Annotated in this window: 14 protein-coding genes and 1 pseudogene; 7 read left to right on the forward strand and 8 right to left on the reverse strand. The window is 71.0% G+C overall.

The genetic code is table 11. From position 1 onward, the window contains the following. The first annotated feature begins 241 nt into the window (after positions 1-241). Positions 242-445 (forward strand): hypothetical protein, encoded by a 204-nt coding sequence (locus tag ACFRMQ_RS25465; RefSeq protein ID WP_380732933.1) that lies wholly within the window; start codon positions 242-244, stop codon positions 443-445. Between the two features lie 51 nt (positions 446-496). On the opposite strand, the gene ACFRMQ_RS25470 is transcribed toward ACFRMQ_RS25465, so the two are convergent. The 3 genes and pseudogenes from ACFRMQ_RS25470 to ACFRMQ_RS25480 form a co-directional block, all read right to left on the reverse strand. Beyond that, entirely contained in the window at positions 497-1600 is a 1104-nt protein-coding gene (locus ACFRMQ_RS25470; RefSeq protein ID WP_380732948.1) for an IS630 family transposase, read from the reverse strand. A gap of 121 nt (positions 1601-1721) precedes the next feature. Further along, positions 1722-1907 (reverse strand): annotated as a pseudogene (locus tag ACFRMQ_RS25475) (IS982 family transposase); the annotation flags it as partial. 113 nt (positions 1908-2020) lie between these two features. Then, entirely contained in the window at positions 2021-2755 is a 735-nt protein-coding gene (locus ACFRMQ_RS25480; protein WP_380732934.1) for a dienelactone hydrolase family protein, read from the reverse strand. A gap of 1096 nt (positions 2756-3851) precedes the next feature. Here ACFRMQ_RS25480 and ACFRMQ_RS25485 point away from each other — a divergent pair. Continuing rightward, complete coding sequence (locus tag ACFRMQ_RS25485) at positions 3852-4127, forward strand: hypothetical protein (protein WP_380732935.1); 276 nt, start codon at positions 3852-3854, stop codon at positions 4125-4127. 8 nt (positions 4128-4135) lie between these two features. Here ACFRMQ_RS25485 and ACFRMQ_RS25490 read toward each other — a convergent pair whose 3' ends face one another. From ACFRMQ_RS25490 to ACFRMQ_RS25505, 4 genes are all read right to left on the reverse strand, one after another. Then, positions 4136-4714 (reverse strand): transposase, encoded by a 579-nt coding sequence (locus ACFRMQ_RS25490; protein ID WP_380732936.1) that lies wholly within the window; start codon positions 4712-4714, stop codon positions 4136-4138. Positions 4715-4883: 169 nt separating this feature from the next. Further along, positions 4884-5468 carry an SMI1/KNR4 family protein gene (locus tag ACFRMQ_RS25495; protein WP_380732937.1) on the reverse strand — a complete coding sequence of 195 codons (585 nt, stop codon included), beginning with the start codon at positions 5466-5468 and terminating at the stop codon, positions 4884-4886. Between the two features lie 43 nt (positions 5469-5511). Continuing rightward, positions 5512-6606 carry an ISL3 family transposase gene (locus ACFRMQ_RS25500; RefSeq protein ID WP_380732938.1) on the reverse strand — a complete coding sequence of 365 codons (1095 nt, stop codon included), beginning with the start codon at positions 6604-6606 and terminating at the stop codon, positions 5512-5514. After that, positions 6494-7132 (reverse strand): transposase family protein, encoded by a 639-nt coding sequence (locus ACFRMQ_RS25505; RefSeq protein WP_380732939.1) that lies wholly within the window; start codon positions 7130-7132, stop codon positions 6494-6496. Before ACFRMQ_RS25505 ends, ACFRMQ_RS25500 begins: the two co-directional genes overlap by 113 nt. A gap of 436 nt (positions 7133-7568) precedes the next feature. Here ACFRMQ_RS25505 and tgmA point away from each other — a divergent pair, with 436 nt between their 5' ends. From tgmA to ACFRMQ_RS25530, 5 genes are all read left to right on the forward strand, one after another. After that, the gene (gene tgmA, locus ACFRMQ_RS25510) at positions 7569-7850 is read left to right on the forward strand and encodes a putative ATP-grasp-modified RiPP (RefSeq protein WP_380732941.1); all 282 of its coding nucleotides are present in this window, start codon (positions 7569-7571) and stop codon (positions 7848-7850) included. Between the two features lie 23 nt (positions 7851-7873). Beyond that, positions 7874-8821: an ATP-grasp ribosomal peptide maturase gene (gene tgmB / locus ACFRMQ_RS25515; RefSeq protein WP_380732942.1), complete on the forward strand. Its 948-nt coding sequence runs from the start codon at positions 7874-7876 to the stop codon at positions 8819-8821. Further along, complete coding sequence (gene tgmC, locus ACFRMQ_RS25520) at positions 8818-9954, forward strand: ATP-grasp peptide maturase system methyltransferase (protein ID WP_380732943.1); 1137 nt, start codon at positions 8818-8820, stop codon at positions 9952-9954. Before tgmB ends, tgmC begins: the two co-directional genes overlap by 4 nt. 222 nt (positions 9955-10176) lie before the next feature. Next, complete coding sequence (locus tag ACFRMQ_RS25525; RefSeq protein WP_380732945.1) at positions 10177-11292, forward strand: competence protein CoiA; 1116 nt, start codon at positions 10177-10179, stop codon at positions 11290-11292. Positions 11293-11455: 163 nt separating this feature from the next. Next, a complete protein-coding gene (locus ACFRMQ_RS25530; protein ID WP_380732946.1) occupies positions 11456-12469 on the forward strand; it encodes a hypothetical protein in 1014 nt (337 codons plus the stop codon). Positions 12470-13179: 710 nt separating this feature from the next. Here the strand turns inward: ACFRMQ_RS25530 and ACFRMQ_RS25535 are convergent. Beyond that, entirely contained in the window at positions 13180-14820 is a 1641-nt protein-coding gene (locus ACFRMQ_RS25535; protein WP_380732947.1) for a family 20 glycosylhydrolase, read from the reverse strand. Positions 14821-14895: the final 75 nt, after the last annotated feature.

The raw sequence follows: 14895 nt of genomic DNA on the forward strand, positions 1-14895 counted from the left end.
GTTGACCTCCAGCAGCTGGCCGATCACCATGCCGCAGGCTTCGCCGACCTCAGCGGCCTGGGTGCGGCACCAGATCGGCGTGCGCATCTGGAAGGTGGCTTTGTAGGTGAGTAGCGAGAGCACTCGTTGCTCAACGGTGAGAGCACCCGTTGCCGCGGAGGAGCGGTGTCGGGGAGTTTTGAGAGCACTCAGGTGCTTGCTTCGAGGCATAGTTGTGCTCTGCACGACGAGGGTCAGGGTGTTGCCGAGGCTCGAGGTCTACGTGTACGCGGTGATCCGCCGCGACTCCCGGTCGGATCTGTTGGCCCGCGTGTTGCAGCGCGAGTACGGCGTCGGCTTCCAGAGCACACCCGTCCCGCCCAGCGGCGGCGGGCGGGGGCGGCCGGTGGCCGACTCGCGCATTGGCCTGTTCTCCCCTTCCCGGGCGGCGGCCGGGCGGGCCTAGAGTCCGGTGACGGTTCTAAGTGGTCGCCTCCGGAAGTCCTTCGGGGGTTGATCATGCAGTGGCGCGGAACGAGGATTCTTCTGGGCGATCGGCGATGTGCCGGTCGAGCCTGGCCAGTAGATCGTCCAGGTCGGAGGTGGTGAACTTCCACTGGAAGGGCTGTGCCGTGGCGTTGTAGCGGTCTTCGAAGGCTCGGAGCCGGTCCCCGACCTGGGCAAGGTCGGTGAAATCGTTGGGCGAGACGACCTTGCGCTGGACGACGGAGAAGTAGATCTCCACCTGGTTCAACCACGAAGCGTGGACGGGGGTGTGGACCATGACGGCGTTGGGGAAGGCAGCGGTCAGCCGGTCGGCAGCCTTCCGCCCTCGATGGGAAGAGCCGTTGTCGACGATCCAGAACACGCGTTTCGCGCTGGCGTAGGGCTCGGTGCTCATGACCTGGGCGACCAGGCTCATAAACGGGGCGATGCCCGTGCGCGCCTCGCAGCGGCCGAACACCTTCGCGGCGTGGACGTCGTAGGCTGCCAGGTAGGCCAGGGCGCCGCCGCGTCCGTAGGTGTGGTTGACGCGCATCGCGCGGGCCTGGCCGGGGGCCAGAGTGGGGTGGCAGCGGCGGCGGGCCTGGATAGAGGTTTTCTCGTCGGCGCTGATGACGTACTCGTCCTGGCCGAGCGGCAGGCCCTGCCAGGTGCGGGCGTACAGGTCCAGCACACGCTCGGCCTTGGGGCGGAAGTCGGGGTCGGTGATGAAGATCCAGGAGCGGTGCTGCCAGGGCTTGTGGGCGTCCTCGGCCAGCCAGCGGCGCACGGTGGAGGCGGACACGAACGTGGCGATGCCCCGCGTGACGGCTTCGCGGGCCAGCTCCGGGCACGACCAGCGGGCCAGCGGCACCCCGGTCTCGGCGGGCAGCTGGCAAGCCAGTGCCTTGATCTCGGTGGCCTGCAGTGACGTGAATGAGGCGGGGCGGCCGCAGCGTTGACGGTCTTTGAGCCCGGGCAGGCCCGTCTGGGCGAACCGGCCACGCCAGCGGCGCACGGTGTCCAGGTGCAGCCCCGTCTCCCGGGCGATGCGTGCGTTGGAGCGTCCGCGTGCGGCGTGCAGCACCACTCGCGCACGCACCCGCAGCCGGTGCTCGGTCCGGTGGCCGTAGGCCATCTTCTTCAACCGCGCGCGTTCGGCGGCACTCAGGACTATCAGACAGGCAGCGCGGACGGGCATGGGACGAGGGCCGATCAGGAGAAGTGGATCACTGGCAAGCCACAGCTTGCCTCGCCCTCCAGCGGCGCTCGGAGACATAGCCGAGCCGGGGCTGCATCACCGCGAGGGTGACCAGCTCGGCATCGCTGAGCTTGGGCTCGATGCCGATCTCGGGCCACCACGGAGCCAGATGCGGCGATTCCTTCAGCAGGTCGTCGGTCTTCACATAGAGTGCGGTGGCGAGGGAGTCCAGGTCAGGCGTCACAACCGATCTCTGGGCTCCCTCGCTTCATGTCATGCGCGCCAGCGAGCCCTGGGCATCAATCATCCAGGACTCCGGAAACGTGTACTTCGGGCTTGATTTCCGGGCCGGGAGCCTCAGCCGTTGGCCAGGGTGCGGCCGAGAAGGGGCAGCAGGCGGTCCCAGTGGCGCTGCAGTGCGGTGGGGTTGAAGGCGTCGGTGTCGGACATGGTGAAGCCGTGGATGGTGCCGGGGTAGATCTCGGAGGTGTAGCTGACACCTGCGGCATCCAGGGCCTGGTTGAGCTCGCCGAGGGCCTCGGGTGTCATGTCGCCTTCGGCGTGGCCGAGGTGGACCTGGGCGGTGAGCTTGGAGAGCGGGTCGGGCCCGTCGGCGCCCACGGGGCCGTGGAATGCAGCGACGGCGGCCACCTGGCCGGGGTGGGCCGCGGCGGTGCACATCGCCAGGAGGCCGCCTATGCAGTAGCCGGTCACGGCGACAGGCCCGGCGCTGACCTCGGGCTGGGTGGTGAGGAACCCGAGGTAGGCGTCGGCGTCGCTCAGGACTCGTTCGGGGGTGTGCGCCTCGATCAAGGGCATCAGCTGGGCGAAGACCGCGGGCCGTACCTCTTCTCCGATGTGCTCGGGAAGGTCGATCACCGGTGCCGGGCCGTTCCGATAGAAGTAGTTGGGGACGAGTACGTAGTACCCGTGCCCGGCCAGTTCGCGGGCCATCTCCCGCAGCACGGGCCGGAGCCCGAAGCCGTCCGCGTACATCAGCACTCCCGGGTGCCGTCCGCCATCGTCGGGGAAGGCGGCGAACGCGTCGGCCTGGCCGTCCGCGGTGGGAATCTGCAGCATGGTGGTGGGCATGAATTCTCCTGTCGTGGTTGACGTGTCGAGCCTGTGATCAACACGACGGAGGCGGAGCCCGAGCAGCAGCGCAAGATCCTCGATCCAACAGCGGGCCGGCTTCGGCCCGTACGGCGCTCAGAAGAGCACCGGGTCACCAATCCGTGTGTGGCGCAATGCCGTCCCGGTAGTCATGGCTGCAACGTAGCCCACCGGATAGAGCCGATGCTAGCCCCCAGGCCGCAGTGCTGTTTGCGATCGGGATCCTGAACCCGGTCGACGCGCTGCCCGTGGCAGGGACACCCAATCTTGCCGCTGTACGGTCATCACCGCACTTCGAAACACTCTTGTGGCCGAACCGGAGCCACTCTTCCGGTCCGGTTTGGCCGTGTTTGTGGGCTTCCACTGTGAAGGCTCCAGCAGTTCCAATACGCGACTCCACCGTTAGGGACCTGCGCATCCGGGTTCCCCGACGACTCAGCCTTCGAGAGCCCCCAACGTCTGGCCCGGCTGCATGCACGACACAGGCTCAGGAGTCAACCCCCGAAGGACTTCCGGAGCCGACCACTTAGGTGCTGACCGCGCTCAGGGCTTGAACTAGGCACCGACCGCCTTTGCCCGGCAGCCCGAACACCTTCCGGGCCCCTTCCTCGCGACGAACAGGTGCCGATAGACCGCCACCTGGCGCCGAGGGATGCCACAGAGAGTTGCCATATCCGCCAGGGCATGCTCCAGAACCGGGTCATCCGTCTCCTGGCACGCGGCAAATCCTGTCGGGGCAAGCCCGAACGCGACGCTGAGGGAACGGAGACGGCGACCAAGCTGAGGCACGGCCACCACCTTCGCACATGGCTTGATCAACATGAAGTCCAAGCGACAAGCCGCAGCCGACGGCCCTCCGCTCACCAGGCGAAGGGCCGTCACCGTCGGGTGCCGTCATTTCTCGTGAACATCTGCCGCGTTCAAGATCGCCAACTGCTGCCCAAACCGCTGACCAAACGCTGCCGCTTCACGGGTTCTGGCTCAACTTCCGTGGAGGGCTGACTGAGTGTGATGTCGGTGGTGTGTGGTGGGATGACCGGACTCTGCTGTCCTGACCTGGTGGGAGACCGCGTTGATGCCCGAGTACTCGTCTCTGACCCACGCCCTGGCCGAGGCCTTGGTCGATGTTCTGTGGTTCATCGAGGGCAGTGAAGACGAGCAGATGGATCCGGACGACGCCGTCAAGGTCCTGGAGGGTGTCGCCCACCTGGTCAGCCAGCTGTCGAGCGGGCAGCGGGGCGAACTGATCGGTCTGCTCGGGACGATGGCCGAAGCCGAGTCCGACCCCGCGCGGCGGGAGTTCCTGGAGGGGTTTCCGGAAGGCTTCGGCCTTGTTGATGATGCGGTCTGATCCGTGCTTCACGAGTAGAGCAGGACCCGCTTGCGGAGGAGATGAAAGCCGGCCCGACCGAACATCTGGCGTTTGAGCATCTTGATCCGGTTGACGTGGCCTTCGACGACGCCGGAGTTCCAGGGCAGGGTGAGGACGGCGATGACCGCATCGCGGTCGCGGTCGATGCCGGCGGCGAGGGTATGGAGGCTGGGCAGGTCGTCCTGGCGGACGGCGTCGAGCCATTCCGGGAGCCGCTCGCCTTGGCGCTCGGTGAGCATGACGGCGTGGGAGCGGACGTGCCGGGTCAGGGCGTCGAGCTCGGGGCAGTGGGTCAGGACGGTCTTGAGCTGGAGTTGCTCGGCCTCGGACAGCGCGGTGGGCCGTCGGAGGATCCAGCCGGCGACGGTGCGGGGCGACGGTGGCTGCGCGGTCACGGGCCGGGGAGAGGTCCGCTTCTGCCGCAGGTAGGCGCCGACACGCTGGTGGCTGCCCTTGTAGCCGAGCGGAACGATCTCCTCCCAGAGCTTCCGGGCGTTGGTGCAGCCCTCGGTCCAGCGGTCGTCGAGGTAGGGCATGTACTCGTCCAGGACGGACGGTTCTGCCACTGGCCCCGGAAGAGCTCCTCCGGGCTCGCGGCGTCGGCGAAGGCTTTGACCGTGCGCCAGCTCATGTCGAGCTGTCGTTGGACGGCGCGCTGGCTGTGTCCCGCGGCCAGCAGGGCGTGCACCTCGTTTTGCGGGGTCTGGCCCAACTTCCGGGAGTGGCTACGGTGAGTCACATCTTCGGAGCCAGTCGATGCCGATTCGGGTGGCTGCGGAGGTGGGGTGAGGTGAGTTCCAGTGCGCGGTTGTCCAGCCCGGCAGTCATATGATCGAGCCACCGCTCGTACCAGGCGAGGAAGTCGCTTGCCGATGAAACGTCGGGCCCCCAGTGTCCGTCGCTGTTGCCGATCACAACGCGGCCAACCAGGGGACCGGTGAGGGCAAGAACGCAGACGTCGGTACATCCCATCTCGGCGATGTGGAGGAACAGGTCGCCTTCCTCCGCGGTGCCCGCCTCGTCGAAGCCACGCGGGGTGCCGGGAGCGGAGCTGGGCTGCATGACGAGCAAGGCGCACTTCTCCAGCGGCTTGAGGCCGTAGAAGGGTCCCGCTCCCGAACCACCTATATGCAGGAGGAACTGCCGATACGGACCGGGTAGAGCGACGGCGTGTTCAGACTCGATCGCCGTGATCCGGGCTTCGGTCAGCCGCGGCCCAAGGCGGAACCGATGCGTCTCTTCGCCGAAGGAGTGGCTGCGGAGGGGCTGGAAGGGCGCGGCGGCAAGCTTGCGCCGCACGCGGGGTATTCGGGAGTCCATCAAGTGACTTCTCTCGTCGGTGCACCCTATGGGACCTACAGGCTCAACTGGCCAGCAGGACCCTCTTGCGCAGGAGCGGGAAGCTGGCTCGGCCGTACATTTGTCGTTTCAGCATTTTGATCCTGTTCACGGCGCCCTCGACGTGGCCGGAGTTCCAGTGCGTGGTCAGTCCGGCGTGGACGGCGGCGTAGTCGCTGTTCAGGCCGTTCGCGAAGGTGCTGATCCCGGGCAGGCCCGAAGCTCTGGCTTCGGTGATCCATTCGGGCAGGCGGTGCCCGTCGAGGAGGGTGAGTATCTCGGCGAACGTGGTGACCAGGTGGGCGGTGGTGTCCAGTTCGGGGCAGTGGACCAGGATGGTCTTGCGCCGGAGGGCTTCTTCGGCGGTGAGGCCGTCGGGGTGGCGGGTGAGCCAGTCGGTGGCCTCGCGGACCGTGGGCGGGCGCGGTGGCGGCGGGCCGTCCGGGAGCAGTTCGCGCTGCTTCCATGTGGCGAGCTGGGTGTATCCGCCGCGGTAGCCCCGGGCGGTGATCTCACCGAGCAGTGCCGTGCCGCTGATTTTGCCGCTGGTCTCCTCCCAGCGCCGCAGCATGTAGGGCTTGTAGGGGTCGAGCTTGACGGTGCGCGGGGCCTGCGGGCCTTTCATCATGTCCTGCCACTTCTCGGCCTCCGCGTAGCGGCGCACGGTATTGCGGCTCCAGCCCAGGTGCTTCGCGACGGCGCGCTGGCTCATGCCGCTGTTCAGGAGCCCGTGGGCGAGGGCGTGGTTGGCGCGCCGCCGTTCGGCGACGCGCCCGGCCGGGTTCACCGGCTGGGCATCATCGGCGTTGCCGGCCTCGGCGGGTAACGGGTTCTCCCACTGGGGTTCGGGCTCCGGCTCGGACTCGGGAACACGCAGGCAGGCGCGGTGATCGGTGACGACGCGCTCCACAGCGCGGACCAGGTTCGCCCACAGGTGAGAGCGGTCTGCCACTTGCCGGGCCTGCGGTGCCGCACGGTCAGCCGCCTCCGCGTAGGCGCTGGCACGGTCACGTGCGATCACCTCGATCTGCGGGTGCCCGGCGAGCCACGGGGCGAGCGTGGCCGCGTCCCGCTCGGGCAGCAGGTCCAAGACCTTGTGGGTGACCGCGTTCGTGATCACCGTGCCGTAGGTCTGGCCCTTGCGCAGCGCGAAGTCGTCGACCCCGACCGCCGCCGGGGCCCCGACGGCGGTCGGGCAGCTCCATCACCCGCCGCAGCAGCGTGCTCCGGCTCGCCCGGATGCCCAGCAGCGCGGCCATCCGCGCTCCGGCCCGCCCGGCCAGCGCTGGCCCCAGTCCGGCGACCGACGAACGCTGTCGCTCGGTGACCTGCCCGTGGCGACGTGTCAGCCCGTCGATCTGTTCGGCGAACGTCCGCCGCCGACACGCCGGGGCCGGGCAGGCGAAGCGACGCACCCGCAAGGCAACCGTCACGGGCCGCCCGCAACTGGGAAGATCCGACGGATAGCGCAGGTAGGAGCCGTGGACCCGTTCCGACCACGCCCCGCAGTCCGGGCAAGACGCACCCGGAGCAGCCACGCGGGCAGCGACCCGCACCACTGCACCGGACGCTTCGACACCGACGACCTCCACCTGGGACAGCGACGGGAACAGCAACTCGCCGAGCCACGACCACGATTGAGACACAGCCGCCGACTGCCAGCCGCCCGGGCGACTCCGTCATCCAGTTCCGGACAATCTCCAGACCCCGCCACCGCCCAAGATCCGTCACCCAGTGTCACCGGTCACAGAACCTGGGCCAGACCCTCATATGACCCGACAAAATCACCACCCGCTGGTGACCCACCGCCAGCAGGGCAAGCGCGGCCAGCTGTGCGCGGTCGGCGACGGAGTCCGGCGGAGGGGGCCCGGCCAAGGTCAGCAGCACGACGAGCCCCCGGCCGCGCGAGTGCTGACGCGGCGCGAGATGCCCCAGCCGCCGGGGTGGGGCCCGTGCAAGGGGCGGCGAAGTTCACCGAACTGCTCCCCAACTCCTGCCCCGTGCACGATGATGACTGCTGGTCACCGATCGGTCACCGCTCGCCTCGTCAACGTCATGTGCCAGGGTGAAGGAGAGATCAGGATGCCGAACACCGCAGCTACTCCGTGGGGCACCACCCGGATGCGCCGCTACGCCCACACCCCGCCCGCGCCAATGCTCACCCCGGTCATCGATCCGGACACCCAGGTCGCCGTCTTCCACGACGAGCAGGGCCGCACCGTCGAGCTCGGGAAGCACGGAACCAGCACCGACCAGACCGGTCCGACAAGCACCGGCGGCGGCGGCGGGGACGGGCAGAGCGGCGGTCAGAGCACGCCGACCGACGTGGACACCCTCACCTCCAATGACCAGGACCAGAGCTGACCACGGGCGAGCGGCAGCCGGCCGTGCTCGTGCTGACCTGCTCCTACGATCCGACGGCCGACATCGTGCTGCGGATCCTGGCCGGCCGCGGGGTGCCGGTCGTGCGCGCGGACCCCGGCGCCGAGCTCCACCAGGGTGCCGCGCTGACCGCCCGCTACGGTGCGGACGGACGGCGCGGCACCCTGAGCACCGCCACCCGCACCCTGGACCTCGACCGGGTCCGATCGGTCTGGTACCGGCGCCCCTCGGCCTGGAGCGCGCCGCCCGGAATCGCCGGGCAGGACGCCGACTTCGCCCGCGCCCAGGCCCAGTGGGGCGCCGGCGGGATCCTCGCCGCGCTGCCCGGCGCCCACTACGTCAATCACCCCTGGCGGATCCGGGCGGCCGAGCACAAGCCCGCCCAGCTCGACGCCGCGCTCACCGCCGGCTTCGCCGTCCCCGACACCATCGTCACCACCGACCCCGGTCAGGCCCGCGCCTTCTGCGCCCAGCAGCCCGGCGGGGCCGTCTACAAACCGCTGTGGAACTCCCCCTACGTCGACGAGGCCGGCCATCCGCTGCAGGCGTGGGTCGCCGAGGTCGACCCGCACGAGATCGACGACGCCGTCGCGGCGTGCCCGCACCTGTTCCAGACGAAGGTGGCCAAGGGCTTCGACGTGCGCCTGACCGCCGTGGGCCAGGAGCTGTTCGCGGTCCGGATCGACAGCCCTGACCTCGACTGGCGTCGCCGCCAGGACCTGCTCACCTTCACACCGATAGCCGTACCCGCCGCCGTCCGCCGCTCGGTGGCCCGCTACCGGGCGCACTTCCAGCTGGTCTACGCGGCGTTCGACTTCGCCGTCGACACCGCCGGCCGCTGGCACTTCCTCGAAGCCAACCCTGCCGGGCAGTGGGCGTTCTTCCCACCCGAGACCACCGGGGCCATCGCCACGGCGATCGCCGACCAGTTTGAGAAAGGCCACTCTGGATGACCTCCACCGCCGCGGACCTGCGCGCAGACCTCGTCCGCCACCTGGCCGCCGAGGAAGGTCTCACGGACCCGCTCTGGCGTGCCGCCGCAGCGGCCGTGCCGCGCGAGACGTTCGTCGACGCCTACTTCCGCGAGGTCCCCGGCTCCTTCCCGACCTCCTACGAACCGGTCCACGAAGGCGACGACGGATGGCTCCAGGCCGTCTACACCAACCAGACCCTCATCACCCAGCTCGACGGCCACATCCACCCGGCAGACACGCCTGCCGCCGGTTCCCCATCGTCGTCGTCCACCCTGCCCTCCCTGGTCCTGCGGATGTGGCAGCAACTCGACGTCCACGACGGCCACCGCGTCCTGGAGATCGGCACCGGCACCGGCTACTCGACCGCGCTCGGCGCCCACCGCCTCGGCGACGGCAACATCACCAGCATCGAGGTCGACCCCGCCGTCGCCGCCCGCGCCGCCGCCTCCCTCAAGACCGCCGGCTACACCCCGCACCTGATCACCGGCGACGGCCTCGCCGGCCACCGGGACGGGGCCCCGTACGACCGGCTGATCGCCACCTGCGCCGTACGCACCCTGCCCTACGCCTGGCTCCACCAGGTCAGACCCGGCGGGAAGATCCTCGTCACCTTCTCCGGCTGGCAGTTCGGCTACGGCCTCGCGCTGCTCACCGTCACCGAACCCGGCGAAGCGACCGGCCGCTTCCTGCCCGGCCACACCAGCTTCATGATCGCCCGCCCCCACGACCGGCCCCCGCGGCAGAACCCCACCCTCCTGCCCGGCGACGAACGCCCCACCCGCATCGACCCCACCACCATCACCACCTGGACCGGCACCTGGGTCGCCCAGCTCGCCGCCCCTTCCGCCGAACGCATCAGCGCCGGCGACCAGCAGATCCTCATCGACCACGCCACCGGCTCCCACGCCCGCACCCGCCCCGACGGCAACGGCGGCTTCACCGCCGCCCAACGCGGCCCGCTGCGCCTGTGGGACCAGGTCGAGGGCGCGATCCAGGCGTGGCAGGCGGCCGGCGCGCTGCACCAGGAGAAGTTCGGCATCACGGTCACCGGCGACGGACAGCGAGTATGGCTCGGCAGCGAGGACGGGCCCGGCTGGCTCCTGCCGCTGTGACCCCGCCACGAGGCGCACACAGGGCTCCTGCTGAGCCGCCCGTAGCCGCCTCGGGCACCCGCAGTTCGAACCGTTGAGGCGTAGCCCGCAGTGCGGTGGGGGATCGGCAGCCGCACGTTGACGGCAGGCACCCGCCGAACCCCCGCACGCCCCGGGCGGCCCCGGTCCGCGGTTCGGCAGGGGAGGGGCCGGGGAGGATGATGGCCGGGGAGAGGGGGAACGGTGACGTTCACCGCCGTGCACGCGCAGCGTGGCCGTCTGGACGCGACCCGGGACGACCTGGGCTGCGGCTGGGCGTGGCCGGCGGTCCACCGGGCACGGCCACGGGTCCCGCTTCGCTGCCCGGAGTGCGGCCACGGAGTGCACGCCAAGGTCTCGCCCACGGGGATGCGGTTCTTCTCCCACGACCGCGGCTCCCCGGCCTGCGCGCTGGCGCAGGAGAGCATGGAGCACCACCTCACCAAACTGCAGCTCGCGCACGCCATCCGGGCCGCCGGCTGGTACGCCGAGCTGGAGGTCCGCGCACCGGACGGCAGCTGGCGCGCCTACGTGATGGCCTTCTCCGCCGACGGCTCCCGCCGCATGGCCTGGGAGACACAGCTCTCCCCGATCACCCGCGACGAGCTCCGCGCGCGCACCGACCGCTACGCCGGCGCCGGTGTCGCCGTGTGCTGGGTGGCACTGTCCTCCCGGGGCTGGGTGGGCGCGGCACCCACGGTCGTGGTCTCGCCCCGGGGCCCTGCCGACACCGGGAGCTGGAGCGTGCACGGCGGCGTCGGCCGCTTCACCGTCGTGCCGTGCCGCAAGAAATGCCGCTGCCCGCACGGCCACGGCCGGTGGGAGAAGGTCAGCGCGTCCCTGGACGTCGTCGTCGCCTGGGTGCTCGGCGACCGGATCATCCCTCACTGGCTGCCCGCCGACGACCACCGGGTGCTGTGGACCGCACCGCGCTACGTCGAGCGGGCACAGATCCACGCCGCAGCCGGCCACGAGCACCAGGCGAAGCAAGCTGCCGAGGAGCAGCGGCGGCGTCAGCAACGCCATGAGGGGTGGGGCGAACCGAGGACAGGACAGGACTGGCGGGCCGTCATGCCGATGGGGCGGCGCTTCCGGCTGGAGGCCGCGGCCGCCCGGTGGGTCCGGGCCGACAGCGGCCGGCCCGCGCGGCTGGGCCACGAAGAAATCACGGAACCCCGGTGGGCCGGCGGGCTCCCGGTGTACGCCGCCGGCCGTCCGTACGCCGTTCTCCGCCCGGCCCGCCCACCGCGCGGGCCGGAACGAGCTGGCCGGGCTGGTGGTCCTGACCGCCGGCGCCACCGAGCATCGTGCCGTCGTTGATCAGGCCTCGGCCGGAACCCGCGTCGTCAACCTGTCGGCGCCCCACGGCCCGATCCCCCTGTAAGCGCCCCGGAATCGGGCGGCACCGCCAGGCAGAGGCCAGTCCCGGCCTGGCACCCGCCGCGCCTACCTGCACCGGGCCCGTGCCGATACCGTGTCCCCCATGAGCACGCCCGAAGCCGTCGGCCTGGTCCCCATACACATCGCCCGCGAGCCCCGGCAGCCCAAGCCGACCGCTCTCCTCGTGATGAGCACGCGCTCGACGGTCCCGGGCGGACAACTCCGCGAAGAACCCCAGCCGGTGGAGCCGGACTGGACGGCGCTCGGTGTCGAGCCGCGGTGGACCGGCACCGACACCAGTGACTGCGCGGCCATCCTCAGCCCGGACCGAGGCCCCGTCACCGAACACGGTGCCTACACCCGCTACGCCGCCGGCGTCCGGCAGCGCGGCGAGACCGCGCTCGTCATCGCCCTCGCCGGTGCCGGCCCGAACACCCGCAACGTCTTCCACGGCGACGTCGCCCCCAGCATCAATCTGCCCGAGAACAACGGCGCGATCGGCGTCCAGCGTCTACCCTCCGGCGTCCGCCCCCGACCCGCCGACAACCTGGACGACGCCGAACGCGACCTCGCCCTGCGCCTGCTCGACCGACCCGCCGAGACGACCTGGTCGCGCCTCACTCTGCAGCAGGCCAGAATCCGAACGGCCAGGGGAGCTGCCATCTGGGAGTCTGGCCCACCCACCGGAACGCTGCGCCCGATCCTGGTCGATGGCCTCGGTGACCCGGTGGCCGGGGTGTGGGTGCCCGACGACGGCAGTGCCCGCTGGTTCGTGGCGCCCCACGGCACCGACCTGAGGCGGCTGGCGGACTGGCTGATGCAGAAGGCCCTGCCGCTGTACGCACCCGGCGCGCTGGTCCGCGCCCGCTCCCCGCTGGTCCGGGACCCCGCACTCGCCACCACCGCCGAGGCCCGGCTGCTCACACAGATCGCCGACCACCAGCGCGCCTACGAAGAGCGCAAGGCCGGCCCCGGGCGCCGCGGGCCACCGGGCCGGGCCGTGGGCGCCCGGCGGGTGGTCCGGAGCCGTCCGGCCCCGGTGTGGACGAGGTCGGCACGGGTGACGTGCCGTGATCGTACGAAGGCATGGCTGGAGAACCCCCCGGTTCGCTCATGAGCGGCGCATGAATGCCGCACACGATCTCTTCACTGGCGATGTACCGTCAAACGCCTTTCCGGCAACACCGTCCTGATCACGACGGCCGGTGGCCGAAGTCGGACAGATGCCGGTCTGATGGCGTGATCGGAGGCGCCTGCCATCGAGGTGCTCAGGTCGTGACGCCGGGTCGAACGCAATGCCCGCGTCATGATGACCGCTCGCCGTGTCGCCCGCACCGCGACCCTCGTCGGTGCGCTCGGGCGACCTGCCGGCGCCCGACGACCGGCCGCTGCACTGGACCAGGTTCGCGATGGATCCGACTCGGCCGTCGTCGGGGCTGAGCGACGCATCAGGGTACGGGTAGTATTGCGTGCGGCTCTCCACCCCTATTCGCCGCTGCCCGACTTCCGGCAGCCCGTGCAGTTCGTCGCGGTCGACCGGCCTGCGCTCACCGCCCCTGGTGCGTCGTTCGAGGAGCAGTCGGCCGTCGCGGACATGACCGCCGCCGGTGCTCGGCACGCCAGAACACACGTGACGCGCTGGACGAGGGCACGACCCCTCGTCCAGCGCGGACCGGTCGCGGTCCAGTGGCGGCCTGTCGGCGGAGGTGAGCCCCCCGCTCATGGCACTCGGGACCCCGGCCGCCCAGGCAGTCGTTGCGCGGCCGGGGCTCGCTCGCGCCGGCGAACCGCTCCACACGGGTGGCATGACGGGCCGCCGGCCGGCCGCTAGGTCCAGTCGACCGACGGTGCCGGGAACCAGGTGAGCCCGTGGCGGTGCCAGGCGGGGGACTGGGCGGCGAGGCGGGTGCGCAGGTCGTCCCAGCTGCGGGCGGGGCCCGGGGACCAGGCGCGGTCGGCGAGGGCGGGGAGGCGGGGGAGCAGCAGGAAGAACAGGTCGTCGGCGTTCTTCACGGTCTCGCACCAGAGCACCGCCTCGAAGCCCGCGACCTCGAAGGGGGTCTCGGTGTCGAGGCCCTCGATCGGCGCAGTGCAGGCGTCGCGCAGCGTCACCGGCGGGTAGAGCGGGTGCCCGAGGCGGGCGCGGCGATCCTCGGCCTCGCCGCTGACGGCCTCCGCGTAGGGGCGGTCGAGGTAGGCGCCTCCGCGGGAGGAGACCAGAACGCGCGCCTGCTGCTCGGCCATCAGGGCGGTGTCCTCGGTGGACTCGCGGGAGGTCGACAGGAGCATGTCCGTCACTTCGGGCGGGAGCATGGTCATGAACGGGTGCGCCGGGTCGGGGGCCAGCTCCTCGTCGATCCAGAGCTGGACGAGTTCGCCGGGAGCGGACGCCACCCGGATCGCCTCCTGCCAGCCGACCGGCTCCTTGCCGTGGGCGCGGACCAGTTCGCGCGCACGGGCCACGAACGCCCGGTGGTCCGTCGCGGGCATGCCGAAGGCCTCGTCCCCGCCGATGTGGAGGAATCGCCCGGGTGTGAGCGCCGCGAGCTCGGCGATCACCTCCTCGACGAACCGCCACACTTCCGGGCGTCCGGGCTCCAGCCACAGCGGCCGGAGCTCGCCCGCGACGAGCTTGGCCCACATCTCCTCGGTCGAGCCCGGTAGGGCCGTCACTTCCGCCGAGCTCAGCTCCGGGTAGGCGGCGATCGCGGCGCTGCTGTGGCCGGGCATGTCGATCTCGGGCACGAGGGTGATGTGGCGCGCGGCTGCGTAGGCGACGACCTCGTGGTACTGCGCCTGGGTGAAGAAGGCGCCGGGCTCCTGGCCGTGCGTCAGCTCCGGCCGGGAGCTGATCTCCAGGCGCCAGGCCTGGTCGTCGGTCAGGTGCAGGTGCAGCACGTTCAGCTTGTAGCGGTCGAGCAGGTCGATCACCCGGCACACCTCGGCGACCGAGACCCTCGCGCGGGCCACGTCCAGTGAGAGGCCGCGCCAGGCGAGGGCTGGGCCGTCCGTGAGGGCCAGGGCGGGCAGCCCGACGCCCGTCGAGTCGACCGGGAGCTGTTCGGCGAGCGCGACCAGGGTGGTCAGCGCGCGGTGCACGCCGGCCGCGGAAGCGCCCACGACGCGGATGCCGTCGCCGTCCACGGTGAGGGCGTGGCGCTCCGCGCCGAGGTCGTCCCCGGACGCGGATACGCCGCGAGCCACGGGGATCGCGGCGATCGCCGGGTCGGCGGGATCCACGCGGACGCTGATCGCGCCGGGCCGCGCGGCGCCGACCTCGACCCGGCCGAGCACCAGCCCGGTCTCCGCCGCGAGGCGCTCTGCGAAGAGGGCGGCGCTGGTCAGCAGCTCGGAGTCGGCGACCACGACGGGGGTGCCTGCGCGGAGGGGGAAGCCGCGCCCGCCCGGGGCGGCCGTGTGGGGAACGGGGAGGAGGCGGAGCAGCGCCGTCTCCGGGGACATCGTCATGTGGAGCTCCTGATCAGTCAGCAGGGTTGCCGCGGGACCGGTGTCAGGTTCCGGTCCCGCGGCGTGGTGCCGTGT

This window comes from Kitasatospora sp. NPDC056783 (assembly GCF_042789895.1).
Taxonomy (GTDB): domain Bacteria; phylum Actinomycetota; class Actinomycetes; order Streptomycetales; family Streptomycetaceae; genus Kitasatospora.